General features: G+C 47.9%; 27 protein-coding genes. 9 read left to right on the forward strand and 18 right to left on the reverse strand.

Annotated elements, in window-relative coordinates; genetic code table 11:
• Window position 1: 1 nt before the first annotated feature.
• A complete protein-coding gene (gene dnaB, locus ACTHSW_RS06555) occupies window positions 2-1,408 on the reverse strand; it encodes a replicative DNA helicase (protein ID WP_070460859.1) in 1,407 nt (468 codons plus the stop codon).
• 154 nt (window positions 1,409-1,562) lie between these two features.
• Between dnaB and ACTHSW_RS06560 the strand changes: the two genes are divergently transcribed.
• On the forward strand, window positions 1,563-2,144 hold the full coding sequence (locus tag ACTHSW_RS06560; RefSeq protein ID WP_070460856.1) for a superoxide dismutase: 582 nt from the start codon (window positions 1,563-1,565) through the stop codon (window positions 2,142-2,144).
• A gap of 223 nt (window positions 2,145-2,367) precedes the next feature.
• Window positions 2,368-3,909, forward strand: coding sequence for an L-lactate MFS transporter (locus ACTHSW_RS06565; RefSeq protein WP_070460853.1), 1,542 nt, complete (start codon window positions 2,368-2,370; stop codon window positions 3,907-3,909).
• Window positions 3,910-3,967: 58 nt separating this feature from the next.
• On the opposite strand, the gene ACTHSW_RS06570 is transcribed toward ACTHSW_RS06565, so the two are convergent.
• The 10 genes from ACTHSW_RS06570 to cmk form a co-directional block, all read right to left on the reverse strand.
• The gene (locus tag ACTHSW_RS06570; RefSeq protein ID WP_070460851.1) at window positions 3,968-4,813 is read right to left on the reverse strand and encodes a DUF817 domain-containing protein; all 846 of its coding nucleotides are present in this window, start codon (window positions 4,811-4,813) and stop codon (window positions 3,968-3,970) included.
• Window positions 4,814-4,846: 33 nt separating this feature from the next.
• Window positions 4,847-6,112 carry a flavodoxin-dependent (E)-4-hydroxy-3-methylbut-2-enyl-diphosphate synthase gene (gene ispG / locus ACTHSW_RS06575; RefSeq protein ID WP_070460849.1) on the reverse strand — a complete coding sequence of 422 codons (1,266 nt, stop codon included), beginning with the start codon at window positions 6,110-6,112 and terminating at the stop codon, window positions 4,847-4,849.
• A 1-nt stretch (window position 6,113) separates the two neighbouring features.
• The gene (locus tag ACTHSW_RS06580) at window positions 6,114-6,998 is read right to left on the reverse strand and encodes a helix-turn-helix domain-containing protein (protein WP_070460848.1); all 885 of its coding nucleotides are present in this window, start codon (window positions 6,996-6,998) and stop codon (window positions 6,114-6,116) included.
• The gene (pilW, locus tag ACTHSW_RS06585) at window positions 6,999-7,754 is read right to left on the reverse strand and encodes a type IV pilus biogenesis/stability protein PilW (RefSeq protein WP_063075505.1); all 756 of its coding nucleotides are present in this window, start codon (window positions 7,752-7,754) and stop codon (window positions 6,999-7,001) included.
• An 8-nt stretch (window positions 7,755-7,762) separates the two neighbouring features.
• The gene (gene rlmN / locus ACTHSW_RS06590; RefSeq protein WP_003683577.1) at window positions 7,763-8,851 is read right to left on the reverse strand and encodes a 23S rRNA (adenine(2503)-C(2))-methyltransferase RlmN; all 1,089 of its coding nucleotides are present in this window, start codon (window positions 8,849-8,851) and stop codon (window positions 7,763-7,765) included.
• A 168-nt stretch (window positions 8,852-9,019) separates the two neighbouring features.
• On the reverse strand, window positions 9,020-9,445 hold the full coding sequence (gene ndk / locus ACTHSW_RS06595) for a nucleoside-diphosphate kinase (protein ID WP_004519785.1): 426 nt from the start codon (window positions 9,443-9,445) through the stop codon (window positions 9,020-9,022).
• 94 nt (window positions 9,446-9,539) lie between these two features.
• Complete coding sequence (gene zapE / locus ACTHSW_RS06600; protein ID WP_049333700.1) at window positions 9,540-10,676, reverse strand: cell division protein ZapE; 1,137 nt, start codon at window positions 10,674-10,676, stop codon at window positions 9,540-9,542.
• Window positions 10,677-10,936: 260 nt separating this feature from the next.
• Complete coding sequence (locus tag ACTHSW_RS06605) at window positions 10,937-11,251, reverse strand: integration host factor subunit beta (protein WP_003678992.1); 315 nt, start codon at window positions 11,249-11,251, stop codon at window positions 10,937-10,939.
• Between the two features lie 10 nt (window positions 11,252-11,261).
• The gene (gene rpsA, locus ACTHSW_RS06610; RefSeq protein ID WP_003678994.1) at window positions 11,262-12,947 is read right to left on the reverse strand and encodes a 30S ribosomal protein S1; all 1,686 of its coding nucleotides are present in this window, start codon (window positions 12,945-12,947) and stop codon (window positions 11,262-11,264) included.
• Between the two features lie 154 nt (window positions 12,948-13,101).
• Window positions 13,102-13,761 carry a (d)CMP kinase gene (cmk, locus tag ACTHSW_RS06615; protein WP_107811012.1) on the reverse strand — a complete coding sequence of 220 codons (660 nt, stop codon included), beginning with the start codon at window positions 13,759-13,761 and terminating at the stop codon, window positions 13,102-13,104.
• A 216-nt stretch (window positions 13,762-13,977) separates the two neighbouring features.
• On the opposite strand from cmk, the gene ruvB reads away from it, so the two are divergent.
• From ruvB to ACTHSW_RS06650, 7 genes are all read left to right on the forward strand, one after another.
• Entirely contained in the window at window positions 13,978-15,009 is a 1,032-nt protein-coding gene (gene ruvB, locus ACTHSW_RS06620) for a Holliday junction branch migration DNA helicase RuvB (protein WP_070460845.1), read from the forward strand.
• A 122-nt stretch (window positions 15,010-15,131) separates the two neighbouring features.
• Window positions 15,132-17,039: an ATP-binding cassette domain-containing protein gene (locus tag ACTHSW_RS06625; protein ID WP_070460843.1), complete on the forward strand. Its 1,908-nt coding sequence runs from the start codon at window positions 15,132-15,134 to the stop codon at window positions 17,037-17,039.
• Window positions 17,040-17,129: 90 nt separating this feature from the next.
• Window positions 17,130-17,561 (forward strand): type II toxin-antitoxin system RatA family toxin, encoded by a 432-nt coding sequence (locus ACTHSW_RS06630; RefSeq protein WP_070460841.1) that lies wholly within the window; start codon window positions 17,130-17,132, stop codon window positions 17,559-17,561.
• Window positions 17,554-17,826 (forward strand): RnfH family protein, encoded by a 273-nt coding sequence (locus ACTHSW_RS06635; RefSeq protein ID WP_070460839.1) that lies wholly within the window; start codon window positions 17,554-17,556, stop codon window positions 17,824-17,826. The genes ACTHSW_RS06630 and ACTHSW_RS06635 overlap by 8 nt, the downstream gene beginning before the upstream one ends.
• Window positions 17,827-17,880: 54 nt before the next feature.
• Entirely contained in the window at window positions 17,881-18,459 is a 579-nt protein-coding gene (pth, locus tag ACTHSW_RS06640) for an aminoacyl-tRNA hydrolase (protein ID WP_070460838.1), read from the forward strand.
• 103 nt (window positions 18,460-18,562) lie between these two features.
• Window positions 18,563-18,772, forward strand: coding sequence for a dioxygenase (locus ACTHSW_RS06645; RefSeq protein WP_070460836.1), 210 nt, complete (start codon window positions 18,563-18,565; stop codon window positions 18,770-18,772).
• Window positions 18,769-19,137: a VanZ family protein gene (locus ACTHSW_RS06650; RefSeq protein WP_070460834.1), complete on the forward strand. Its 369-nt coding sequence runs from the start codon at window positions 18,769-18,771 to the stop codon at window positions 19,135-19,137. Before ACTHSW_RS06645 ends, ACTHSW_RS06650 begins: the two co-directional genes overlap by 4 nt.
• 111 nt (window positions 19,138-19,248) lie before the next feature.
• Here ACTHSW_RS06650 and ACTHSW_RS06655 read toward each other — a convergent pair whose 3' ends face one another.
• From ACTHSW_RS06655 to bamC, 7 genes are all read right to left on the reverse strand, one after another.
• A complete protein-coding gene (locus ACTHSW_RS06655; protein WP_049344773.1) occupies window positions 19,249-19,791 on the reverse strand; it encodes an opacity family porin in 543 nt (180 codons plus the stop codon).
• Window positions 19,792-19,926: 135 nt separating this feature from the next.
• Window positions 19,927-21,102: a radical SAM family heme chaperone HemW gene (gene hemW / locus ACTHSW_RS06660; RefSeq protein ID WP_070460833.1), complete on the reverse strand. Its 1,176-nt coding sequence runs from the start codon at window positions 21,100-21,102 to the stop codon at window positions 19,927-19,929.
• Between the two features lie 96 nt (window positions 21,103-21,198).
• On the reverse strand, window positions 21,199-21,561 hold the full coding sequence (locus ACTHSW_RS06665) for a thioredoxin family protein (RefSeq protein WP_070460832.1): 363 nt from the start codon (window positions 21,559-21,561) through the stop codon (window positions 21,199-21,201).
• Window positions 21,542-22,132 carry a hypothetical protein gene (locus ACTHSW_RS06670; protein WP_234396210.1) on the reverse strand — a complete coding sequence of 197 codons (591 nt, stop codon included), beginning with the start codon at window positions 22,130-22,132 and terminating at the stop codon, window positions 21,542-21,544. Before ACTHSW_RS06670 ends, ACTHSW_RS06665 begins: the two co-directional genes overlap by 20 nt.
• A 75-nt stretch (window positions 22,133-22,207) precedes the next feature.
• On the reverse strand, window positions 22,208-22,801 hold the full coding sequence (gene rdgB / locus ACTHSW_RS06675) for an RdgB/HAM1 family non-canonical purine NTP pyrophosphatase (RefSeq protein WP_440373801.1): 594 nt from the start codon (window positions 22,799-22,801) through the stop codon (window positions 22,208-22,210).
• 9 nt (window positions 22,802-22,810) lie between these two features.
• Window positions 22,811-23,041, reverse strand: coding sequence for an NGO_0222 family membrane protein (locus ACTHSW_RS06680; protein WP_003679018.1), 231 nt, complete (start codon window positions 23,039-23,041; stop codon window positions 22,811-22,813).
• A 122-nt stretch (window positions 23,042-23,163) separates the two neighbouring features.
• Complete coding sequence (bamC, locus tag ACTHSW_RS06685; protein WP_049351545.1) at window positions 23,164-24,294, reverse strand: outer membrane protein assembly factor BamC; 1,131 nt, start codon at window positions 24,292-24,294, stop codon at window positions 23,164-23,166.
• Window positions 24,295-24,372 lie beyond the last annotated feature (78 nt).

Genomic DNA, 24,372 nt, shown 5'->3' on the forward strand with positions numbered 1-24,372 from the left:
CTCAATCTTCCATCAACATAGATTCTGGAACATAGGCAGCATTATCAAATTTGGTAAATTGACCCATCCAAGTGAGGAATACTTTCCCGACTGGACCGTTACGGTGTTTGCCGATAATACATTCCGCCAAGCCTTTTGCGGGTGATTCTGAGTTGTAGTATTCATCACGATACATGAACATAATCAAGTCGGCATCTTGTTCGATTGCGCCGGACTCACGCAAGTCGGACATCATCGGGCGTTTGTCGGTACGCTGTTCAACGGTACGGCTCAACTGCGACAGGGCAATGACGGGAACTTGCAACTCTTTCGCCAATGCTTTGAGGGAGCGCGAAATTTCGCCAAGTTCGGAAGCACGGTTGTCAGAACGGCCGGAGCCTGACATTAATTGCAAGTAGTCGATGACGATCAAGCCCAATTTACCGTTGAACTGGCGAGCAAGACGGCGGGCGCGGGCGCGCAGTTCGAGCGCGGTCAAGCCTGGAGTTTCATCGATATACATGGGTGCATCGGAGAGTTTAACAACTGCTTCGTTCAGACGGCCCCAGTGTTCGTCTTGCAATCTGCCGGTTTTTAAAACGCTTTGGTCTAAACGTCCGACTGAACTCAGCATACGCATAACCAGCTGCGCACCGCCCATCTCCATCGAAAATACGGCGACAGGCAGCTTGCCCTCTACGGCAACGTGTTCCGCAATGTTGATCGAAAAGGCAGTTTTACCCATGGAAGGACGGCCTGCGACGATAATCAAATCGCCCGGTTGGAGGCCTGATGTTTTTTTGTCGAGGTCGATAAAACCTGTCGATATGCCGGTTACTTCATCAGGATTGTCGCGCGAATAAAGCATATCGATGCGCTCGACCACTTCTTTCAAAAGGTCGGGCATCTCAAGGAAGCCTTGTTTGGATTTGGCGGTACTTTCGGCGATTTGGAATACTTTGTTTTCTGCCTCGTCCAAAAGCTGGCCTGCATCGCGCCCTTGCGGATTGTATGCGCTGCGTGCAATTTCCGTGCCGACTTCGGCAAGCTGGCGCATGATGGAACGCTCGCGCACGATTTCGGCGTAGCGGCGGATATTGGCAGCAGACGGCGTGTTTTGCGCCAGCGTAATCAGATAATTGAATCCGCCTGCCGCTTCCAATTCTTCATTGCGCTCCAAACTTTCTTGAACGGTAATGACGTCTGCAGGACGGCTTTCATTAATCAGGTTGGCAATCGCACGAAAAATCAGGCGGTGTTCGTGGCGGTAGAAATCTTCGCCGGAAACGACATCGGCAATACGGTCCCAAGCAGAATTTTCCAGCATCAGACCGCCTAAGACGGATTGCTCCGCTTCTGTGGAATGTGGCGGCAGTGACAATGCGCTGATTTCACGGTCTTCAGACGGCATATCGGAATAATTGCTCATGACGGGCATCTCTGGCTGGAAAATTGCAATCCACTATTATAGCGCAGTGTAAGTTCAATTGGTTTGTTTAGGCTAAAGCAGGTAAAATAGCAATGTTGTCGATTTGACAACACACACTACCAAAATATAAATATCAATAATTAGGAGCATAAAAATGGAACACAAGCTGCCACAATTGCCTTATGAACTGGATGCGTTGTCCCCTCATCTGACCAAAGAAACTTTGGAATTTCACTACGGCAAACACCATCAAACTTACATCACCAATTTGAACAATCAAATCAAAGGCACTGAGTTTGAAGAAATGCCTTTGGAAGAAATCCTGAAAAAATCTTCCGGCGGTATGTTCAACAACGCTGCCCAAACGTGGAACCATACTTTCTACTGGCTGGGCTTTACCCCTAAAGGCCAAGGCAAACCTGCCGGCGAATTGGCTGCGGCCATCGATGCCAAATGGGGCAGCTTCGAGAAATTCCAAGAAGCGTTCGATGCTTGCGCGGCCGGTACTTTCGGCTCTGGTTGGGCATGGTTGGTGAAAACGCCTGCCGGTGAATTGGATCTGGTTTCTACTTCCAATGCAGGTACTCCGCTGACTACTGAAAACACTCCGCTGTTGACTTGCGACGTATGGGAACACGCCTACTATATCGACTACCGCAACAGCCGTCCTAACTACCTGAAAGGTTTCTGGGAAATCGTTAACTGGGATGAAGTTGCCAAACGCTTTGCCGCATAAAACGATATGAATGAAAAGGCCGTCTGAAGAATTTTCAGACGGCCTTTTTGTCGATATGGGCGTGATGAAATGGTTTAGATGAATGTTTTTTCTGTTTGATGCGCAAAATTATCATGGAGCAGAAAAAAGGATAAACGAGAGATTATGCTAAAATATTGTCAACAATTTTTCGATTCCGCATGATATGGAATCAGCGTTTGACACATATAGACAAGAGGATTTTATGAAATTTTTAGACCGTGAGGCGATCATTGCCAAACCCGGCTTTAATCGTTGGCTGGTACCGCCCGCTGCTTTGGCCGTGCATCTTGCCATCGGGCAGATATACGCTTATTCCGTGTTCAATGCGCCGCTGACCAAGCTTATCGGTATCACTGAGTCGGCTGCAGGAGATTGGAAGCTGACCACGGTGGGTTGGATTTTCAGTATTGCCTTGGCGATGTTGGGCGCGTCTGCGGCCATGTTCGGTACATGGATGGAACGCGTTGGGCCGCGTAAAGCAATGTTTGTTGCCGCCTGCTGCTTTAGCTTGGGCTTTTTTGTGTCGGCGATCGGCGTCCATACGCACAATCTGTTTTTGCTTTATTTGGGCAACGGTGTGATTGGCGGGGTTGGTTTGGGCTTGGGCTATATCGGGCCTGTATCGACTTTGATGAAATGGTTTCCCGATAAACCAGGCATGGCTACAGGTTTGGCGATTATGGGTTTTGGCGGCGGCGCGATGTTGGCTTCGCCTTTGTCGGTATCGCTGATGAGTTTTTTCTCCAGTGAAACTTCGGTTGGCGTCGCGCAGACTTTTGTGGTTTTAGGGTTGTTTTATTTGGTGTTGATGATGTTCGGTGCATTTACGATCCGTGTACCTGCCGATGGCTGGAAACCTAAAGGTTATGTTGCGCCGAAAATCAAAAGCAAATTGGTCAGCAGTAATCATGTCAATGTCTCACAAGCCATGAAAACGCCGCAATTCTGGCTCTTGTTTTGGGTGTTGTGTCTGAACGTGACGGCGGGTATCGGCGTTTTGGGTCAGGCTTCTGTCATGATTCAGGAGCTGTTTTCTGAAACTTCTGTCGGTAAACAGGCTGCCATTGGTGCGGGTGCGGCGGCAGGTTTTGTGAGCCTGTTGAGTCTGTTTAATATGGGGGGGCGCTTTTTGTGGTCCAGCGTGTCCGACAAAATTGGCCGTAAAAATACTTATACTATTTTCTTTGTGCTCGGCTCGCTGTTGTATTTTGCCATTCCGTCGATTGGCGAGAGCGGGAACAAGGCTTTGTTTGTTATTGGATTCTGCGTCATCATTTCCATGTATGGCGGCGGTTTTGCAGCGATTCCGGCGTATCTGAAGGATTTGTTCGGCACTTATCAAGTCGGTGCAATCCACGGCAGGATTTTGCTGGCATGGTCAACTGCGGCTGTTATTGGCCCGGTGTTGGTCAACTATATCCGCCAAAGTCAAATTGAAAGTGGCGTTCCGGCTGCTGAGGCTTATAGCATTACCATGTACATTATGGCAGGTTTGTTGATTGTCGGTTTGTTGTGTAATTTGAGTGTCCGTTCGGTTCACGAAAAGCATCACGAAAAAGACATTAAAGTCGCGGCACATAGTGGCAACCCCGATGATGAAACCGCTGTATCCGATGCCTATCTGATCAGCAAGAAGGTATCAGCCGGCGGTATCGGCGTATGGTGGCGCTGGGCTTTGGTCTGCATTCCTTTGGGCTATGGCGTCATTATGGTGTTTGTTAAAGCCTTAAGTTTGTTTAATTGATTGTTGAAAATTAAAGGCCGTCTGAAAGTTTCAGACGGCCTTTTCAAATGTTAAATAACTAATCTTTTGATACGCTGATGGTATGTTTGATGTGTTTTAAATTCGCGACGATGGTAAAAGTCATCATCACCAGTAATGCCCATGAACTCCATTTGCTGATGTGTACCGATGCCCACGCGCCGATTTGGTTGGGATAGCGCCAAACGCCGAATAGGGTTCCCAAATTTTCCGCCAGCCAAATGAAAAATCCGATCAGGACGAAAGCGAGCAGGAGCGGCATTTTGCGAGTGGTGTCATAGGGCGTGTATAAGACCGTTGTCCGGGCGTATAGGCCGAGAGCAAAAGCAGCGAGATACCAGCGATAGTCGCCGATATAGTGATGGGTGAAGAAATTGATATAAATCGCCAGTGCGCACAAAGTGCCCAACCAATACGGCGGATGGCTTTTGATTTTGAGGTCAAACAGCCGCCATGCTTGAATGATATAGCTGCCGACTGCGGCATACATAAAGCCTGCAAACAGCGGTACGCCGCCAATTTTGGTGTATGCCTCATCCGGATAGCTCCAAGACTGGATATCACCTGAGGTTTTGAACCATTCTAAAGCAAAGCCCACCAAGTGAAACAGCGTAATCGATTTCACTTCATCCCAAGTTTCCAGCTTGAAATACAGCATGGCTGCTTGTACGGAGATGGCAAAAATCAGCAGCAGGTCATAGCGCGAAATCCCTAACCAGCCTGTTTTTGGGATGAGGAACATGGCAATGAAAAACAAGCCTGCAAATAAGCAGGCTCGTGCTTCTTTCAAACCGAAGAACCAAAATTCAACGATAAAGCGTCGCCAACCATGCAAATCCTTGCGTTTGGGATGCTCAGTCAGCCAAGTATCCAGTTTTCCCAACATATTTTCAGACGGCCTCTTTATCTTGATAATGTTTTAGGCAGACTGAATTGGAATGACACGGTTTTGCTTACGTTTTGCGCCACCTTCGCAATAGTTGGTTTTGACATAATCTTCAACGATTTGTAAAAACTCGGCAGCGATATTGTCACCTTTGAGGGTCACTTTGCGTTCACCGTCTACATAAACCGGTGCAATCGGAGTTTCGCCTGTACCGGGCAGGCTGATACCGATATCGGCAAGCTTGCTTTCGCCCGGGCCATTGACTACGCAACCCATTACGGCAACGTTCAATGATTCAACGCCTGGATACTCAGTGCGCCAAATAGTCATTTTTTGGCGTAAATAGTTTTGTACGTCTTGCGCCAATTCTTGGAATACGGTGCTGGTGGTACGGCCGCAGCCTGGGCAGGCTGTAACCATTGGTGTGAAGGAACGCAAGCCCATGGTTTGCAGGATTTCCTGACCGACAATGACTTCCTGAGTGCGCGAACTGCCGGGCTCGGGGGTTAGGGAGATTCGAATGGTGTCGCCGATGCCTTCTTGCAATAATACGGCCAGAGCTGCGGTGGAAGCCACAATGCCCTTGCTGCCCATGCCAGCCTCAGTCAGACCGAGATGGAGCGGGTAACGGCAACGGCTGCCTAATTCCCGGTAAACCTGAATCAAGTCTTGTACGGCGCTGACTTTGCACGACAAAATGATTTTGTCTTCAGGTAAGCCCAAAGCCACGGCTTTTTCTGCCGATTCCAGCGCCGAAACAATCAAAGCCTCTTTCATGATTTCTTCAGGCGGCTTCGGTGTAGCAGAAGCTAGGTTGGCATCCATCATGCGCTTGGCAAGGCTTTGATCAAGCGAACCCCAGTTCACTCCGATGCGTACGGCTTTATTGTTTTTTGCCGCTGTACGAATCATAAAGGCAAATTTCTCATCGCCTTTTGCGCCTTTGCCGACATTGCCTGGGTTGATGCGGTATTTAGACAGGGCTTTGCCGCACTCGGGAAATTCAGCCAATAAGCGTTCGCCATTGAAATGGAAATCACCAATCAAAGGCGTGGTATAACCCATATCGTCTAAGCGGCTGCGGATTTCGGCGACTTTGGAAGCTGCTTCTGGAGTATTGACCGTGATGCGTACCATTTCCGAGCCGGCATCGCTCAACTCTTTGACCTGTCGGGCGGTTGCTTCTGCATCTGCGGTGTCGGTATTGGTCATAGATTGCACAACAACGGGCGCATCCGAACCGACGATGAGATGATCGATTTGTACTTGATGTGTCAGACGGCGTTTAGGTATGGTCATTTTAGTTTTTTCCTGCAACAAAAGAGGCGGATTTTTCACCGGCAACACGGTATTTCAAAGGTTCGATAGGTGTGCCGCCGTAATTGGCTTCAGAGCCGGCTGCAATACCGATCCAAACATTGTAAGGCGCGCCGCCTCTCAGATGTTGTTCGCTTCCGGCCGGAACGATACGGCTGAATACTACTTTTCCATCTTTGTCTGTAATAATCAGATTGCTTCGGTATTGGACTTTAATCCAAAGTTCGTCTTTCTCAACTTTGACGGCAGGCTTCTCATCTTGTACGACGGCGGAAGCTGCTGAGGCAGCTTGATCATTAGCCGCTTCAGACTTATTGGTGATTTCTTTTTTGCCGTCTTCTGTCATTTCGCTAACGGCAACATTATCCGTTTTTAAGGCAGGCGTTTTCATCGTATCAGCAACATCTTTGCTGTTCTGAATATTTGCCTGCTCATTTTCAAAACTGGATTTGCTTTGCCAAAAGTAAACGCCGCCTACAGCCAAAGCCAATGCGGCTATTCCCAATATCCATTTTGGGAAGCCTTGTTTCTCAGTGTCTTTGTAGCTTAAGCCGGTGTTAGTGCTGCGTGTTACCGCGTATACATGGTCTTCAAGTTGCGGAGTAATGGAGAGCAAATGTTTGGCGATGGTTTGTTCGTCAATTTTCAGAAATCGTGCATATGAACGCAGATAGCCTGAAACAAAGACTAAACCGGGAAAACCTGAATATTCCCCTTTTTCCAAAGCATCAATTTGTTCGGCAGACAGTTTCAAACGTGAAGCAACATCTTGAATATCGATTTTGGCATCAGTTCTGTGTTTGCGTAATTCATCCCCCAATGTTTTGGCGGCTTGTGTGTCGTAGTTGATTTTATCGTTATTTTCCATTTAGTGGCCCGTTGTGACAGTTTGTAGTTCGTCTGAATAGGGGAAGTTTGCCCTAAGTTGGGCTTCATATTCGTATGCGGCGTGTTTATTGCCCAAGGCGGTAGCCAAACGCCAGCCTAAGAGTAAATCGTCAGCCTGCAGGACATCAACTTTGCTTTGGTATTGGCGGAAATAATAGTCGGCATCGTTCAGATTGCCTGCCATCATTTTGGTTCGGGCAAGTTCTTTGAAAGCAGGGAAGAATTGCGGATTCGCTGCTAAAGACCTTTCCAAATAGGCTTGGGCTAAAGAGTATTGGCCTAACCTTGCGCTGCAAATGCCTTTATTCATATTGGCAATAAAGGGGCTCGGGTAGGTCGGGTCGGCCAGTGCCTTATCAAAATAAGCCAAAGATTCGGCTGGTGCATTCATTTGATTGCACAAAAACCAACCGTAGTTGTTGTTAACTTCTGCACTATCAGGTTTTAAAGACAATGCTTTAAGAAAGCTTTCCTGGGCTTTGTCTTTAACCTTCAAATACTGATAAATCTCAGCGCGTACCAACCAAGCAAGGTCATTTTTGGAATTGGACTTAAGCGCCTCTTCGATACTTTCAGTAGCTTGGCGGTAGTTTTGGCCGCGCATATATTCCACAGCCAGTTGGGTTTTGATATTAGAAACTTGAATGGCACGTTCTTTAGGGCTTGGGCCGGAAGAGGAAGCGCAGGCAGAAAGAGTCAGTGCGGTAAGTAAAGCGAATCCGAACTTGATTTTCATAATTAACCTTATTGTTCGACCAAAATCTGTTGCCATTTTTGTTGGCGGCGTGTTTTATCTTGTACTTGTCCGGCCAATTGTCCGCAAGCGGCATCGATATCGTCGCCGCGGGTTTTGCGGACAGTAACGACAAAGCCGGCTTGTTGCAGAATATCGCGGAAGACACGGATATTTTCATTGGTAGAACGTTCGTAGCCGGAATTTGGGAAAGGATTGAACGGAATCAGATTGAATTTGCATGGTACGTCTTTAACCAATTCAATCAATTCGCGCGCATGTTGTGCTTTATCATTGATACCGTCGAGCATAACGTATTCAAAGGTAATAAAGTCACGGGGGGCTTTGACCAGATAACGTTGACAGGCCGCCATCAATTCTTTGAGCGGGTATTTTTTGTTGAGAGGAACAATCTGATCGCGCACTTCATCGTTGGATGCGTGTAAAGATACAGCCAAAGCAACAGGCATTGCATCACGCAGTCTGTCCATTTGTGGAACCATGCCCGAAGTGGAAACAGTCACGCGGCGGCGGCTCAAGCCGTAGCCGTGATCATCCAGCATAATGCTCAAAGCGGTAACAACATTATCAAAGTTTGCCATGGGTTCACCCATGCCCATCATCACCACGTTGGAGATAACGCGTTCGTTTTTAGGGGTAACGCCCATGGCTTTATTTGCCCACCAAAGCTGACCGATAATTTCAGCGGCAGTCAGGTTGCGGTTGAAACCTTGTCGTCCGGTAGAGCAGAAGGTGCATTCCAATGCGCAACCGACTTGGGAAGAGATACACAAAGTTCCGCGTTCGGCCTCGGGAATGAAAACGGTTTCTACACCGTTGCCCGTACCGACATCCAGCAACCATTTGCGTGTACCATCAGTAGATTCTTGTGCCATCATTAATTTAGGCACTTCGATTGTGGCTTGTTCATTCAACTTGGCGCGCAATGATTTGGCCAAGTCAGTCATTTCTTCAAAGTTTTGTGCACCGGCTTGATGCATCCAACGCATTACTTGCTTGGCACGAAAAGGCTTTTCGCCCATTTCGGCAAAGTGTTGCGTCAGTCCGTTTAAATCATAATTCAGTAGATTGGTTTTCATGTATTTTTATGTTTCTCAGTAAAGCTTTTAAAGCAAAGAGGCTTATTGAGCAGCTTTGCTTTAAAAGCCTTTGGGTTTTCAGACGGCCTTTAATTTGTAGGACATACAAAGCAGTTTTGCCGTCCGATATGAATCGGACGGCCGTAAAGCGGCTACAGGCTTTTACTCTTAGCGTGGGCAGATTTCGCTTTGGCTGAAGAAGTAAGCAATTTCAATCGCAGCATTTTCAACGCTGTCAGAACCATGTACGGCATTAACACTGACAGATTCTGCAAAGTCGGCACGGATTGTGCCAGGAGCTGCATCGGCTGGATTGGTTGCGCCCATCAATTCGCGATTTTTGGCAACGGCGTTTTCACCTTCCAATACCTGGATCATAACGGGATTACGTGTCATGAATTTAACCAAGTCTTCATAAAAAGGTCGGTCTTTGTGTACGGCATAAAACTCTTTTGCTTCACGCTCAGAGAGATGTTTCATTTTCGCCGCAATAATGCGCAAGCCGTTTTCTTCAAAGCGGCTGTAAATCTTGCCGATGACGTTTTTTTCTACTGCATCGGGTTTGATGATGGAAATCGTACGTTCGATGGCCATGTTATGTCCTTGTTTTTATTAATAGGTAAGTTGCCGTAGCCAAGAGGCGAGGGAAGTGTATTCTACCAAATTTCGCCCCTTTTTGGGAAAGGCATTATTTGCTTAAAGTCAGGTGTGGTTGTTCCAAATAGACTTCAGATTGCATTTCGATCATACGGCTGGCTGTACGGGTAAATTCTTCGGCAAAATCGCCTTCAACGTAAATATCGTTTACGCCAACTGCGCTAGTGGCGCACAGCTTCACACGGAAATCATATAAAACGTCAATTAACCATGTCAGACGGCGTGCTTCTGCTTTTTCTTGCGGGGTTAGACGTTCTAATCCTGAAAGGAAAACCATCTCGTAATGTTCGGCTAAATACAAATAGTCAGCTTGTGAGCGCGGGCCAAAACATAATGCACGGAAATCAAACCAGATGGCGCGTTCTGACTGGGCTTTATGGGGGATTTCCCGTCCATGGATAATGCTGATGCCTGGGTTTAATTCAGAGATTCCGCTCATTTCTTTAAATAAAGCAGCGAGTTTTTGCTCGTTTTCTTCATTATTGGGGACAAAGAAAATTTCGGCAGGACGCAGCGTACGCAAGCGGTAATCTTCGCCGCCATCCACATTTAAAACGGTCAGGTTGGACTCGATAAGGGCGATGGTTGGGAGAAAGCTGCTGCGGTTTTGGCCTTGAGGATAGAGTTCGGATGGGGCGTAGTTGGAAGTGGCTACCAAGACTACACCTTCACTCAACAGGTTTTCCAGTAAACGGCCCAAAATCATGGCATCGGCAATATCACTGACGTGAAACTCGTCAAAGCATAATACGCGTGTTTCTTTGGCAATTTCTGTTGCAACGGCTTTTAAAGGATTGGCTTCGCTTTTCAAGACTTTAAGGCGTTGATGGATTTCGGCCATGAAAGCATGGAAATGCACGCGACGCTTACGGCGATAAGGGAGGCAACCGAAAAAAGCATCCATCAAAAAGCTTTTACCGCGTCCTACGCCGCCATAAAAATAGAGTCCTTTAGGTACTTGAGGGGAACGCAAGCTACGGCCGAGAAAACGGTTGCGTTTGCGTTTGAACATCATCAGCTCGGTCCATAAACGATCCAAATATTCAATGGCTCGCGCTTGGGCTTCGTCGCGGATAAAGTTGGGCTGTTCGGCTGCAGCTTGATACCAAGTCAATGGGCTGTGGTTTTCAAATGGAGGTGGTGTGAATAGTTGGTCTCTATTGCTCATGTGTAACCTTTATTATGCTTTACTGGCGATAGTTGAAACATCATCCGCAATAGTTTGGACAGTAGTTGGAATGATGTTTTCATTACAGAATAGTCGGTCTATTATAAATGATTTCAGACGGCCTGCGTTTTTTGCAAAAGCATTGTAGTAAATATAGTTGAAATAGTGTGTGATTGAGGTATGCGTGAAAAGAGCCGGCTTTAGTATTTTTGGTGAAAACAAAAAAACGCCGCATTTCTGCGGCGTTTTGCTACTAAGTATTAATGAGCACTTTCTTGCAATGCCAAGTCTACACGCTCACGCAACTCTTTACCCGGTTTGAAGTGAGGAACATGCTTTTCTGGCACTTCCACGCGTTCACCGGTTTTCGGGTTGCGCCCGATACGGGCAGGGCGGTGGTTCAAGTCGAAGCTGCCGAAGCCGCGGATTTCGATACGTTGTCCACGAGCCAGTGAGCGGGTCATGGTATCAACCAAGACTTTTACACTGTATTCGACATCTTTAGCCAGCAGTTGGTTGCCATTTTTTTCGGCAAACACTTCTGCAAGGCGAACCATCAATTCAGACTTCGTCATGTCTGCAACCTTATTCTTGGTCGCCGGACAGTTTGGCTTTCAGCAAGTCGCCCAGGCTGGTAGTACCGGCATTGGCAGTTGCAGCGGCGTTAACTGAATTCAGCGCTTCGCGGTTTTCTTTAGCGTCTTTCGCTTTAACAGACAGACGGATGCTGCGGTTTTTGCGGTCAACGGTAACGATAACGGCTTCAACTTCGTCGCCTTCTTTCAGTTTGGTAGTCAGGTCTTCAACTCGGTCAGCAGCGAATTCAGAAGCAGGCAGGTAGCCTTCAACTTCTTCAGACAGAGCAACTACGGCACCTTTGGCGTCAACAGATTTCACAGAACCTTTAACCAAAGAACCTTTGTCGTTTACGCTGATAAAGTTGCCGAACGGATCACCTTCCAGTTGTTTGATACCCAAAGAGATGCGTTCTTTTTCAACGTCGATGGCCAATACAACGGCTTCAACTTCTTCGCCTTTTTTGTATTTGCGTACAGCTTCTTCGCCGGCTTCAGTCCAAGACAGGTCAGACAAGTGAACCAGGCCGTCGATGCCGCCAGGCAGACCTACGAATACGCCGAAGTCAGTGATAGATTTAACTGCGCCGGAGATTTTGTCGCCTTTGTTGTGGTTGGCGGCAAACTCTTCCCAAGGGTTAGCTTGGCATTGTTTCATACCCAAAGAGATACGGCGGCGGTCTTCGTCGATTTCCAGGATCATTACTTCAACTTCGTCACCCAATTGAACAACTTTGCTTGGGTGTACGTTTTTGTTGGTCCAATCCATTTCGGAAACGTGTACCAAACCTTCGATGCCTTGTTCGATTTCAACGAATGCACCGTAGTCAGTCAGGTTGGATACTTTACCGAACAGGCGGGTACCTTGTGGGTAACGACGGGTCAGGCCGCTCCAAGGATCTTCGCCCAGTTGTTTCATACCCAAAGAAACGCGTTGTTTGTCTTGGTCGAATTTCAGGACTTTAGCTTCTACTTCTTGACCAACTTCCAAAACTTCGCTTGGGTGTTTCACACGGCGCCATGCCAAGTCGGTGATGTGCAACAGACCGTCGATGCCGCCCAAGTCAACGAATGCACCGTAATCGGTGATGTTTTTAACGATACCTTTGATAACTGAACCTTCTTGCAGGTTTTCCAGCAAGGCTTTACGCTCTTCGCCCAAAGTAGCTTCCAGAACAGCGCGGCGGGACACAACAACGTTGTTGCGTTTTTTGTCCAGTTTGATCACTTTGAATTCAATTTCTTTGCCTTCGAAGTGAGAAGTGTCTTTTACAGGACGTACGTCAACCAAAGAACCCGGCAGGAATGCGCGGATGCTGTTGATCATAACAGTCAGACCACCTTTGACTTTGCCATTGATAACGCCGGACAGGATGTCGCCGTTTTCCATAGCTTCTTCCAAAGCGATCCAGTCGGCAGCGCGTTTGGCTTTTTCGCGGGACAGTTTGGTTTCGCCGAAGCCGTTTTCAACAGATTCGATGGTAACGGTAACGAAATCGCCAACTTTAACTTCAATCTCGCCCTGAGCGTTTTTGAATTCAGCAACATCAATCAGAGATTCTGATTTCAGACCTGCGTTAACGGTAACGAAGTTTTGATCGATGCCGACTACTTCGGCAGTAATCACTTCACCTGGGTTCATCTCTTGCAGGGTAAAGCTTTCTTCCAGCAGCTGGGCAAAATTTTCCATAGTCATATATACTCTTTTCGGTACACCGCCAAGGGGTGCGGGTTAGGTTTGAAATGACCTGCCGTCCTTGGCGCGGCAGGTTGGGAAATGTTTTCAGACGGCCTTGTTATAGGGCTAACAGGCCGTCTGAAATGAAAACTTCGCGATTATACTCCAAATTTTAAACTTTATGATACCAATCAAGCACTTTTTTTACAGCTTCTTCGATAGAAAGGTTATCGGTATCTAAAAGCAGGGCGTCGGGCAGCTGTTTCAACGGAGCAACAGGGCGGCGGCGGTCTGCTTCGTCGCGCGCTTCAATGTCCGACAAAATACGCTCGAATGCAACGCCTTCGCATGGGATACCGAGTTGTTGGGCGCGACGTTGGGCGCGGACATTGGCACTTGCGGTCAGGAAAATTTTTAATGCAGCATCAGGGAAAATAACCGAGCCGATATCGCGGCCGTCGGCGACCAAGCCTTTTTCGGTTAGGAAGTCGCGTTGGCGTTGCAAAAGGGCGGTACGCACTTTAGGCAACTGCGCGACGGCAGATGCGCCCATACCGATCGCTTCGGTACGGATTTGCTCGGATACATCTTCGCCGTTTAATAATACGGCGCTGCCTTCAAATTGTGCGGGCAAAGTTTCTGCCAGTGTGCTGACGGCGTCTTCATCTGTCCAGGCAACATTTTGTTTTTGTGCGTAAAGCGCAGTCAGGCGGTAAAGCGCACCGGAGTCGAGGTAAAGAAAACCCAAGGCTTCGGCTACGCGTGAGGCAACCGTTCCTTTACCGGATGCGCTGGGGCCGTCGATGGCGATAACTTTTTGCTTGAGGCTCATGTGTTCTCCTGAATGCGATAGGTATTTGAATTAACCGTTTATTATACGTTGCTTTGGCCGTCTGAAAACGAAAATTTTTGTGTGATTTAGATTTGAGGGAAAAGCGGCTCGGCCTTATCAGGTATAATGGCCAAAATCATAATTTAACCGCTTTATCTGATTGTTCGGGCCGTCTGAAACAACGGGTCGGGAACGGTCTTAGAATTTAGAAACATTATGTTACAAACCGATAATCTTACTTCTGCACAACCTCAGCGCATTATCACTGCTCAAAATATTTCCGCTCAGGAAGAATTGCTTGAACGCGCTTTACGTCCGAAAACTCTAGACGACTATATCGGACAGGATAAAGCAAAAGAGCAGTTAGCTATTTTTATTCAGGCGGCAAAAAAACGTGGTGAAGCGCTTGACCACACTTTGTTGTTTGGTCCTCCGGGTTTGGGCAAAACTACTTTGGCGCACATTATTGCCAAAGAGTTAGGAGTTAATTTGCGCCAAACCAGCGGCCCGGTTTTGGAACGTGCTGGCGACCTTGCAGCCTTGTTGACTAATCTCGAGCCGCATGATGTGCTGTTTATCGATGAAATCCACCGTTTAAGCCCAGTGGTTGAAGAAATCCTTTATCCTGCGCTTGAAGATTATCAGTTGGACATCATGATAGGCGAAGGTCCGGCCGCGCGTTCGGTCAAAATCGATTTGCCGCCGTTTACATTGGTGGGCGCAACGACCCGTGCCGGTATGTTGACCAATCCGTTGCGCGACCGTTTCGGTATCGTGTCCCGATTGGAGTTTTATCAGAATAAAGATTTGGCGACTATTGTTGCCCGTTCTGCTCAACTATTGCAGTTGGATATGGGCGACGAGGGCGCTATGGAAGTGGCCAAGCGCAGCCGCGGCACTCCGCGTATTGCCAACCGCCTTTTGCGACGTGTACGCGATTATGCCGATGTGAAAAACAACGGCATCATTGATGCGGAAATTGCCGATGCGGCTTTGAGTATGCTGGATGTGGACGGGCAAGGTTTGGATGTGATGGACAGGAAATTCCTTGAGGCGATTTTGCACAAGTTCAGCGGCGGTCCTGTCGGGTTGGAAAACGTGGCCGCTGCGATTGGCGAATCGACCGATACCATCGAAGATGTGATTGAACCATATCTGATTCAGCAGGGCTTTTTGCAACGTACACCGCGCGGACGCGTAGCAACCGAACGAGCCTATCTGCATTTTGGCTTGAAGGTTCAAGAATAATAATGAAGGTCGTCTGAAAACTGCTTTCAGACGGCCTGATACTTTCAATTTCATATGATTGTCGGCAAATATCTGCCGATAATTGGTTAAAATGTTCCCCTTTTCTTTTTTGAAGTTTCCCCATGAATATCTTATCCGTAGAAAATGCTTCTTTTGCTGTCGGTCATGTCGCCTTGCTCGACAAAACTTCTTTTCAACTCGACAGCGGCGAGAAAATCGGTTTAATCGGCCGCAACGGTGCGGGTAAGTCTTCGTTTTTAAAAATCCTCGCCGGTGTACAAAAGCTTGACGATGGACAGATTATTGTTCAAAACAACCTCAAAATCGTTTATGTGCCGCAAGAATCCTTTTTTGATAAGGATGCAACCGTATTTGATACCGTTGCCGAAGGATTGGGCGAAATTCGCGATTTATTGAGCCGTTATCATCATGTCAGCCATGAGTTGGAAAATGGTTCGAGTGAGACTTTGTTGAAAGAGCTCAACGAATTGCAGCTTGAAATCGAAGCGAAGGACGGCTGGAAACTGGATGCGGCAGTCAAGCAGACATTGGGCGAACTCGGTTTGCCGGAAAACGAAAAAATCGGCAACCTCTCCGGCGGGCAGAAAAAGCGCGTCGCCCTGGCGCAGGCTTGGGTGCAAAAGCCCGACGTATTGCTACTGGACGAACCGACCAACCATTTGGACATCGACGCGATTATCTGGCTGGAAAACCTGCTCAAAGCATTTGAAGGCAGCTTGGTTGTGATTACCCACGACCGCCGTTTTTTGGACAATATCGCCACGCGCATCGTCGAACTCGACCGCGGCACTCTGCGCTCCTATCCCGGATCGTTCTCCAAATACAGCGAGAAAAAAGCGCAAGAGTTGGCAGTCGAGGCGGAACATAACCGCTTGTTTGATAAATTCCATGCTCAGGAAGAAGCATGGATACGCAAAGGCATCGAAGCGCGCCGTACCCGTAATGAAGGCCGCGTGCGCCGTTTGGAAGAGCTGCGCCGCCAGCGCGCCGAGCGCCGCAATGTACAAGGGCAGGTCAACTTTAAGCTCGACAGCGGCGAAAAAAGCGGCAAAATCATCGCCGAATTGGAACACGCTTCTTTTGCCTATGGCGACAAAGTCATCATGGACAAATTCTCCGCCATTTTGCAGCGCGGCGACAAAATCGGCTTAATCGGTCCAAACGGTATCGGTAAAACCACCTTCCTTAAGCTGATTTTGGGCGAATTGCAGCCGACCTACGGCAGAATCCGTATCGGCAGTAAACAGGAAGTTGCTTATTTCGACCAGTTCCGCAGCGCGTTGAACGAAAACGACACCGTGTTTTACACGCTCGGACAGGGCAATGATTACGTTGAAGTCGGTGGTAAGAAAAAGCATGTGATGAGCTATTTGGAAGATTTCCTGTTCCATCCAGCCCGCGCACAAAGTCCCGTTTCATCACTCTCCGGCGGCGAACGCAACCGACTCCTGTTGGCAAAACTCTTTACCCGCCCTGCCAATATCCTGGTCTTGGACGAACCGACCAACGACTTGGACATCGATACCCAAGAGCTGCTCGAAGACCTGTTGCGAGATTACCAAGGCACGGTATTCCTTGTCTCGCATGACCGTATGTTCTTGGATAATGTGATTACTCAAAGCATTGTTTTCGAAGGACAAGGCCGTCTGAAAGAATACATCGGCGGCTATCAGGACTATATCGACGCAAAATCGCGGGAAGATAAAATTCAGACGGCCTCTGCGCCTAAAGCGGTTGCCGAGCCTGAAAAAATCAAACCCAAAGCCAACCGCACGGTCAAACTTTCTTATAAAGAACAGCGCGAACTCGATGCCCTGCCTGATGAAATCGCCGCTTTGGAAACCGAGCAGGCTGAAATCAATACCCAGCTTTCCGATCCTGAAATTTTCAAAGATTACGAAAAAGCAGGTGCATTGCAAAGCAGGGCTGAAGAAATTGAGATGTCGCTTTTGGAAAAGCTGGAACGCTGGGAATGGCTGGAAGCGAAACAAAATGGCGAAGCGGTTTAAATTAGGAATTTTGTCCCAAAGTAGGGCAGATATTTTTCTAAATCATGCCGTCTGAACCCCGAATATTCAAAAACAAGGTCTACAACCAACATGAAAAAAGTCGAGAAAAACGTATTGGTGCTGCATAGCGCTAAGGAAATGTTTGAGCTGGTGGACAAAGTTGAGGACTATCCAAAATTTTTGCCGTGGTATAGCAAGACCGAAGTCATCGAACGCAAAGGCAACGAACTAAAAGCGCGCCTGTTTATGGACTATATGCGTGTCAAGCAATCATTTGCGACGCACAATCACAATATCCCGGGGCAGGAAATCCGCATGGATTTGCTCGAAGGGCCGTTTAAAATCCTGCGTGGCACTTGGAAATTTATCGACTTGGGCGATGATATGTGTAAAGTCGAATTCAGATTAGAATACGATTTCTCCAATGCCATACTCTCTGCCATGATTTCCCCGGTGTTCGGCCATCTCGCCGGTACATTGGTGGATGCTTTTATTAAAGAGGCCGACCGCCGCTATGCTTGAGATTGAAATTGTTTACGGACTAGCCGATAGGCAAGTGTTGAAGGGTATGACCGTTGCCGAAGGTACAACCGTACGCGAAGCTGCCCTGCAAAGCGGTTTGGAGGTGGAGTTCCCAGAGTTGGATTTACAGCAAGCGCCTTTGGGTATTTTCGGCAAGGTCGTGAAAAGTGAGACTGTGTTGCGCGATGGCGATCGGATTGAGGTTTATCGTCCATTGTTGATTGATCCGAAAGAAGCGCGACGTAAACGCGCTGGGCAAGAATAAATCAAAGGCCGTCTGAAACTTTTTCAGACGGCCTGTCAAACTGAAAGAACAGTAATGAGCTTGAAAATTAAATTAATCGTCGGTTTGGGCAATCCAGGCCAAGAATACGAACAAACGCGCCACAATGTTGGCTTTTGGCTGTTGGATGAACTGGCGTGGAAATGGAAAGTTAATTTTAAAGACGAAAAGAAATTTTACGGCGAAGTAGCACGCGCCACTACGCCTGATGGTGATGTTTGGCTGCTCAAACCCATGACCTTTATGAACCGCTCCGGTCAGGCCGTTGCCGCTTTGGCTCAGTTTTACAAAATCAAGCCGGAGGAAATCTTGGTGATCCATGACGAGCTGGATATTCCATGCGGCCGTATCAAATTCAAACTTGGCGGCGGCAACGGCGGACACAACGGCCTCAAAGACATTCAGGCTCGTTTGGGTACGCCTAATTTCTACCGCCTGCGCTTGGGCATTGATCACCCTGGCGACCGTAATCTGGTTGTCGGTTATGTGTTGAATAAACCGTCAGCGGAACACAGACAGCAAATTGATGACTCCATCGCCAAATCCCTGCAAGGATTGCCGGCCGTGTTGAATGGCGAATGGGAAGAAGCAACACGTTTTTTACACAGTAAGTAAGCGTATCCGAATCAAACGGGCAGCCTTGCACATCATGTTCAGACGGCCTGAAAACAGGCAGCGCGATCTGACTAGCGATAAACCAATTAAAGAAACAGTAAATATGAACGAACTGACCAGCCTTATGCAGACCGAAGCCCCAGGCATTGTTGGCGAAACATTAGACTTCTGCCTTTACGAATGCAGTATTGAAGATGCCCCGGATGCTGAAGAAGTGGCACAATGGCGTGATATTTTGAAGGCTCGGGGTGGGAAATTTGTCCGCTTGGCAGACATCTGCCAAACATGGCTGGATGAAGAGGCCGAGAAATGAAAGCCTTACCATTAAACAAATTTACTGTCGCTGCCTGTATTTGGTTTGCCGCCGCCATTTATGCCTTACTTTTCAAAGAGGGCGGCAATAGCGCTCCACCATTTCCCCATTTTGATAAAGTTGGCCATTTCGGACTGTTTTTCGGACAGGCATGGCTGTGCGCAAAAATATTTATTCAAGACAATAGGAATATTCCCCATAAAGGCATTCTGTTTGCCGCTTTATTGTTTGCAATAGGAAGCGAGCTGGCTCAGGCATTTCTGACTACTACGCGCCAGGGTTCGATCGCGGACGGCATTGCCGATATGGCAGGTACGGCTGCGGCGCTGTGGTTTGCAGCAAAAGTAAAAGCAGCAAAAAGTTAGACATATTTAAACAACTTAAAGGCCGTCTAAAATCCTGAGAAACAGGTTTCAGACGGCCTTTTGTTACTTGATGCATGAAGCAATCGTTACTTCATGCCAAGTATTTAAATATTAGAATTTTACGCGTACACCGGCAGATACTTCGTGGGAATGGAGCTTAACGTTATTGATCTTGCTCCAGTGGTTATAGCGATAGCCTGCATCCAGTGCTACATTTTGAGTTACATCATAACTTACACCAGCCATTGCACCTACGCCAATTTTAGTATCCTTACGTTCAGCTGTTTGTTCGGCTGTTTGATATTTATGAGTAGAGTGGTTAAGACCCAGGCGAACACCTACATAAGGTTTTACAGGAGCTTGCAGGTCAAAATCATAAATAGCAGATACACCGGCACTGTGATATTTAGCCTCAGCATATACCGAAGGTACATTAATCTTTGCAGATTTATAATGCGTATAGTCGGCAGCAACACGGAAATCGCCGAAATCGTAGCCTGCAGAAATACGAGGGCTAAAGCCTTTAATTGATGCGCCACCCAGTTTTACAGTAGCATGACCAGCATCAGCCTGAACATAAAAACCTTTGGTTTCATCAGCCAATGCAAATGCAGGCAGGGAAAGAGCAATCAGTGTTACCAGAACTTTTTTCATTGTTTTGTCCTTAATGTAGGATTAGGAGTAGTGGATAATCGCCGGGATTGTTCATTCCCAACAATTATTCTGATTGTATTTTCTTGTGGAAAATTAAGCAAATCTAAAAATGTGTCAGCTGTTGTAAAATCGCACTTATAAAAAACACTGTAACAAATCGTTTAAGAACAAACAGCCTTGTTCGGTCGGGCGGAACACGGTCGGGTCTGATTCAAGCAGGTCTTTTTGTCTGGCGGTTTCGATTTGTGCCATGATTTTTGCAGTGGGTACGCCGGTACGTTCCTGCAACATTGCGGCAGGTACGCCGTCGGTCAGGCGCAGGGCGTTCATCATGAATTCGAATGGAAGGTCTTCGGCGGCAACGGTTTTGCGTTCAACTGCTTCATGCGGATTGCTCTGCATGGTGGCAAGATAGTCGTTGGGATGACGGCGGCGGACAGTTCGCTCGATGCGGTCGGGATAGGAAATTTTGCCGTGTGCGCCCGCGCCGATGCCCAAATAATCGCCGAACTGCCAGTAGTTCAAATTGTGGCGGCACTGCATATTAGCTTTTGCAAAAGCCGATGTTTCGTAGTGGACAAAGCCTGCGCCTTCCAGCGCGCCGTGTACGGCATCTTCAATATCCAATGCTGCTTCATCTTGCGGCAAATCTTTTGGCGGCGTATGACCAAAAGGTGTGTTCGGCTCCATGGTCAGATGATATGCGCTGATATGCGATACGCCTGTTGCAATAGCGGTTTGCACATCGTTTAAGGCCGTCTGAACCGTTTGGTTTGGCAGGGCATACATCAAATCGATATTGACTTTTTCAAATAATTTCAAGGCAGTATCAATGGCTGTCAGGGCTTCTTTGCCGTTGTGAACGCGTCCCAATCGAGCAAGCATATCGTCGTTAAAACTTTGTACGCCGATAGACAGACGCGTAATGCCTGCGTCTTTAAATCCTTGAAACTTCTCAATTTCAAATGTGCCGGGGTTCGCTTCCAAAGTAATTTCCGCTTCGGGTTGCAAGCGCAACAGTGAGCGCACGCCGCTTAACAAACGGTCAATCGATTCCGCTTGAAACAGGCTGGGCGTACCGCCGCCGAAGAATATGGTTTCCACCGGTCTGCCCCAAATATTCGGCAACTCAAGCTGCAGGTCGGTTAATAGGGCATCGATATAGGCTTCTTCCGGCAGGCCGTTTTTCAGGCTGTGGGAATTGAAGTCGCAATACGGGCATTTTTTGATGCACCAAGGAATATGGATATAGAGTGATAAAGGAGGTAGGGCGGTTAGCTGGCCGGGGCGTTGGAAGGTGATTTGGGTCATGATATGTGTTGAGGCTTGAGGCCGTCTGAAATTTTTAGGGCCTTATTTTAACTGAAATGTCGGCCGGGAAAGTAATCAGTAGGAAATTTGCGCAGTCTAAGCGCTCAAAAAAGCTTCAATTTCTTCTTCTGATAATTTGGAATTGCAGACAAATTTTATTTTGCCTTGTGAGATGTTGAGTAATGCGGGAACAGTTTTGATGCCGTGTTGTTCACGAAAAGTTTTTAAAGCCGCTTTGTTGCTGCTGTCTGTAAAGCGGATGGTAAACTGCTTGTTTAAGGAAACGGTAGACAGTTTTGCAACAAAACGGCGACAGTATGAACAGCTTGGTTTGCCTAAAAAGACGATAGCAGTTTCTTGACTGTCAATGAGTTGCAGAAGTTCGTCAGGTGTGGTTGGGATGAAGGCAGCAACGTGTTTTGCAAAGGCTGCCAATTCTTCAGGTGAGGGCTTGGGCATGGGAATGAATGTAAGGTAGGCCGTCTGAAGGTTTCAGACGGCCTTTGGTTTTTATGTAGTTAAAGTCTTTTTTGCATCCAAGATGAGAGTTTGGGTGCACCGAATAGCAGGAAAATGCCGATAAAAAGCTGCGCGATGTTGGCAAGTATGCCGGCTTGGTTTTGTGCGCCGAGGTCCGCCCAAACGGATGTATGTGTGTCGATAGCAATAGACTGTACAAAAAGATAGAGAGAGAGAACTGGTAAATTAGGTCGGGGATAGCTTGGAAAACAGTATATATGCCTATTAATACAATACCGGTCGTCAGCCATGGTGCAGGGTGTTTTGGGGCTTCCTGTACGGTTTGCAGATGTTCGGGCAACAGGCGGTTGGCAATGGTGGCAGGGAAACACCATAGCAGCAGCCATGCAATTAAATACAAGCCGTAGAACATCAGTACGGGCGGAATTTGTTTGCTGTCATACATGCTTTCTGACTGTGCGAATATGGTAGCAATGCCGCCAAGTGTTTGTACGATGCCGATTAAAACGACCAAGCGGATGGCGACAATCAGGATTTGCTTAGGGGACATGGATTTCTTTCATTATTTGTTGGATTTAGAACATCTAAAAAAACGTTTCAGGTTTTCAGACGGCCTATTATTGATTTATAAGGATTCGATTTTTCTTAATAGTTCACGCAATGCTTGGGCGCGGTGGCTTTCGGCATTTTTGATTTCAGGATCAAGCTCGGCAGCGGTGCAACCATGTTTGGCCAGATAGAAATGTGGATCGTAGCCGAAGCCGTTTGTACCGGCTGCCTCGGTCTGCCATTGTCCGCGCCAGATGCCTTCTGCGATGATGGGTTGCGGGTCGTTTTCGTGGCGGACGAGGACAAGGACGCAGACGTAGTAGCAGCTTTTGTCGTCTTTATCGGCAAGATCGGCAGAGAGTTTGGCGTTGTTTGCGGCATCGGATTTGGGGTTTTCGCCTGCATAACGTGCGGAGAAAATACCGGGTGCGCCGTTTAAGGCGTTGGTGCAGATGCCGGAGTCGTCGGCAAGTGCCGGTAAGCCGCTGTATTGGGCGGCATGACGTGCTTTAGCCAGGGAATTTTCAATAAAGGTATGGTACGGCTCGGGACATTCGGGCGTATTGAACTGCGATTGCGGCAGGACTTCGATGTTTAAGTCGGCAAAGAGGCGGGAAAATTCTTTGAGTTTGCCTGCGTTGCCACTGGCAAGGACGATTTTTTCAAACATGGTTTTTCCTTAATGGTTTTCGGTTTGCTGCATACGAGCCATTTGTGCGCGTGCTTTGTGGCGGATGTAAAGGGCAAGGCTGCCGATTTGGGCAAAAACGGCGGCAAAGGCAAACAGAAAGGCGGCAACGGCAAATTGTTTGCTGTGAATGCTCAGAAGATAAGCACCCAACAGAATCAGTACGATAAACATCAGGGTAAACAGGGCGGTCAGGAGCAGATAGGCTTTTTGTCGGGTCATGGCAGCTTGGGTAAGGGGGAAAAATGTTCTGATTATAACGTCAGATTGGGAATTTGAAACCATGCCGGATTCGTTAAAAAGGCCGTCTGAATATTTCAGACGGCCTTAAGTCGAATAACGGATTAACGCAATTCTGTGTGCAGGCGGCTCAGCAATGTGGAGGCATCGCTGCCTTTGTATGGGCTGCCGTCTTTGTTCAACAGATGGAGGCGTGCGCCATTGTTGATAGGCTCAACATACACGATGATTTCAGGATACGTTTTTGGCGCTTCTGCTTTGCCTTTGCCAAATACGCGTTTGAACAGGCCCGGTTTTTTATTGGCAACTGCTTCGCCTTCAGTTGGCGCTTGTTGAACCAAGAAAGCGCGGCGTTCGGCATTTTGACCGATAACAGTCAGGCCGATGCGGTCAAGCGCAAGGGCGGTACGGCGCCAGTTGCGGCCGTAATCGCCTGCCAGCAACAGAGTGCCGTTGTCCACACGCGCCAATTCAGAAGCATTGCTGCGGGCAGCAACGCTTTGGGTCAGGGCTTGTTCGGCTTGCTGACCGTCAACGCCCAAATATTGCATAAAGCGGGCGAGGAATGCGGCTTCGAGGTTAGGGTCGTTTTCACCCGGTTGCCACATCGTAGTGTCTTTTTTACGGTCGGCATAAACTTCTTTCATGCCTTTGTGGGCGAAGAAGATGTCGGTCGAACCGTTTTTACCTTGTTCGATGCGGATGATGAACTTGTCGCGTTCGCTGGTAGAGTAGATACCGCCCAAGCCGACTTTGTCCAACAGACGGCGCAGGCTGTCTTGAGGGATTTTGGCTCGGTTTTCTGCCCACTCGGTTTCCATTTGGCCGATGGCAGGTTCTTCAGATTTGATGTCGAAACCGTTTTCTTGCCAGAACACTTTCAGCAAAGGCCAAATTTCGCGAGGTGATTTGCCATCGACAACCAACCAGCGTTGGTTGCCGTCACGCTCAAGGCGTACGCCTTTAACGGATTTCAAGACTTCTGCATTGGCAGGTTGTTGTACAGCTTGAGTGCGGCGTTTGTTGAAGTCGCTGGCGCGGACGGCACCGCTGCCTGCCGGTAATTGATAGAGGTTGCCTTGGTCTGGGTTGTTCAAATCAGGTGGTACTTCCAGTTTGACCAAGCGGTGTGATTGACTTTGATAGTCGAGTTTGGGTTGTTCTTTTTTGCTGCCGGAACAGGCAGTCATGCTAATCAGGGCGAGGGCTACTACGATGGGTTTGATATAGGTCATCTTGTTTTCCTGTGGATGGAGTTCTTAACAGGGAGGCCGTCTGAAAAGGGTGTTTGGAATTCAGACGGCCTTATTTCC

This window comes from Neisseria sp. P0008.S004 (assembly GCF_051962755.1).
Classification (GTDB): Bacteria; Pseudomonadota; Gammaproteobacteria; order Burkholderiales; family Neisseriaceae; genus Neisseria; species Neisseria subflava_A.

Excerpts from the sequence above, each read along its gene's own strand:
- dnaB (WP_070460859.1), bottom strand. The coding sequence starts at position 1,408 with ATGAGCAATTATTCCGATATGCCGTCTGAAGACCGTGAAATCAGCGCA.
- ACTHSW_RS06560 (WP_070460856.1), top strand. The coding sequence starts at position 1,563 with ATGGAACACAAGCTGCCACAATTGCCTTATGAACTGGATGCGTTGTCC.
- ACTHSW_RS06565 (WP_070460853.1), top strand. The coding sequence starts at position 2,368 with ATGAAATTTTTAGACCGTGAGGCGATCATTGCCAAACCCGGCTTTAAT.
- ACTHSW_RS06570 (WP_070460851.1), bottom strand. The coding sequence starts at position 4,813 with ATGTTGGGAAAACTGGATACTTGGCTGACTGAGCATCCCAAACGCAAG.
- ispG (WP_070460849.1), bottom strand. The coding sequence starts at position 6,112 with ATGACCATACCTAAACGCCGTCTGACACATCAAGTACAAATCGATCAT.
- ACTHSW_RS06580 (WP_070460848.1), bottom strand. The coding sequence starts at position 6,998 with ATGGAAAATAACGATAAAATCAACTACGACACACAAGCCGCCAAAACA.
- pilW (WP_063075505.1), bottom strand. The coding sequence starts at position 7,754 with ATGAAAATCAAGTTCGGATTCGCTTTACTTACCGCACTGACTCTTTCT.
- rlmN (WP_003683577.1), bottom strand. The coding sequence starts at position 8,851 with ATGAAAACCAATCTACTGAATTATGATTTAAACGGACTGACGCAACAC.
- ndk (WP_004519785.1), bottom strand. The coding sequence starts at position 9,445 with ATGGCCATCGAACGTACGATTTCCATCATCAAACCCGATGCAGTAGAA.
- zapE (WP_049333700.1), bottom strand. The coding sequence starts at position 10,676 with ATGAGCAATAGAGACCAACTATTCACACCACCTCCATTTGAAAACCAC.
- ACTHSW_RS06605 (WP_003678992.1), bottom strand. The coding sequence starts at position 11,251 with ATGACGAAGTCTGAATTGATGGTTCGCCTTGCAGAAGTGTTTGCCGAA.
- rpsA (WP_003678994.1), bottom strand. The coding sequence starts at position 12,947 with ATGACTATGGAAAATTTTGCCCAGCTGCTGGAAGAAAGCTTTACCCTG.
- cmk (WP_107811012.1), bottom strand. The coding sequence starts at position 13,761 with ATGAGCCTCAAGCAAAAAGTTATCGCCATCGACGGCCCCAGCGCATCC.
- ruvB (WP_070460845.1), top strand. The coding sequence starts at position 13,978 with ATGTTACAAACCGATAATCTTACTTCTGCACAACCTCAGCGCATTATC.
- ACTHSW_RS06625 (WP_070460843.1), top strand. The coding sequence starts at position 15,132 with ATGAATATCTTATCCGTAGAAAATGCTTCTTTTGCTGTCGGTCATGTC.
- ACTHSW_RS06630 (WP_070460841.1), top strand. The coding sequence starts at position 17,130 with ATGAAAAAAGTCGAGAAAAACGTATTGGTGCTGCATAGCGCTAAGGAA.
- ACTHSW_RS06635 (WP_070460839.1), top strand. The coding sequence starts at position 17,554 with ATGCTTGAGATTGAAATTGTTTACGGACTAGCCGATAGGCAAGTGTTG.
- pth (WP_070460838.1), top strand. The coding sequence starts at position 17,881 with ATGAGCTTGAAAATTAAATTAATCGTCGGTTTGGGCAATCCAGGCCAA.
- ACTHSW_RS06645 (WP_070460836.1), top strand. The coding sequence starts at position 18,563 with ATGAACGAACTGACCAGCCTTATGCAGACCGAAGCCCCAGGCATTGTT.
- ACTHSW_RS06650 (WP_070460834.1), top strand. The coding sequence starts at position 18,769 with ATGAAAGCCTTACCATTAAACAAATTTACTGTCGCTGCCTGTATTTGG.
- ACTHSW_RS06655 (WP_049344773.1), bottom strand. The coding sequence starts at position 19,791 with ATGAAAAAAGTTCTGGTAACACTGATTGCTCTTTCCCTGCCTGCATTT.
- hemW (WP_070460833.1), bottom strand. The coding sequence starts at position 21,102 with ATGACCCAAATCACCTTCCAACGCCCCGGCCAGCTAACCGCCCTACCT.
- ACTHSW_RS06665 (WP_070460832.1), bottom strand. The coding sequence starts at position 21,561 with ATGCCCAAGCCCTCACCTGAAGAATTGGCAGCCTTTGCAAAACACGTT.
- ACTHSW_RS06670 (WP_234396210.1), bottom strand. The coding sequence starts at position 22,132 with ATGTCCCCTAAGCAAATCCTGATTGTCGCCATCCGCTTGGTCGTTTTA.
- rdgB (WP_440373801.1), bottom strand. The coding sequence starts at position 22,801 with ATGTTTGAAAAAATCGTCCTTGCCAGTGGCAACGCAGGCAAACTCAAA.
- ACTHSW_RS06680 (WP_003679018.1), bottom strand. The coding sequence starts at position 23,041 with ATGACCCGACAAAAAGCCTATCTGCTCCTGACCGCCCTGTTTACCCTG.
- bamC (WP_049351545.1), bottom strand. The coding sequence starts at position 24,294 with ATGACCTATATCAAACCCATCGTAGTAGCCCTCGCCCTGATTAGCATG.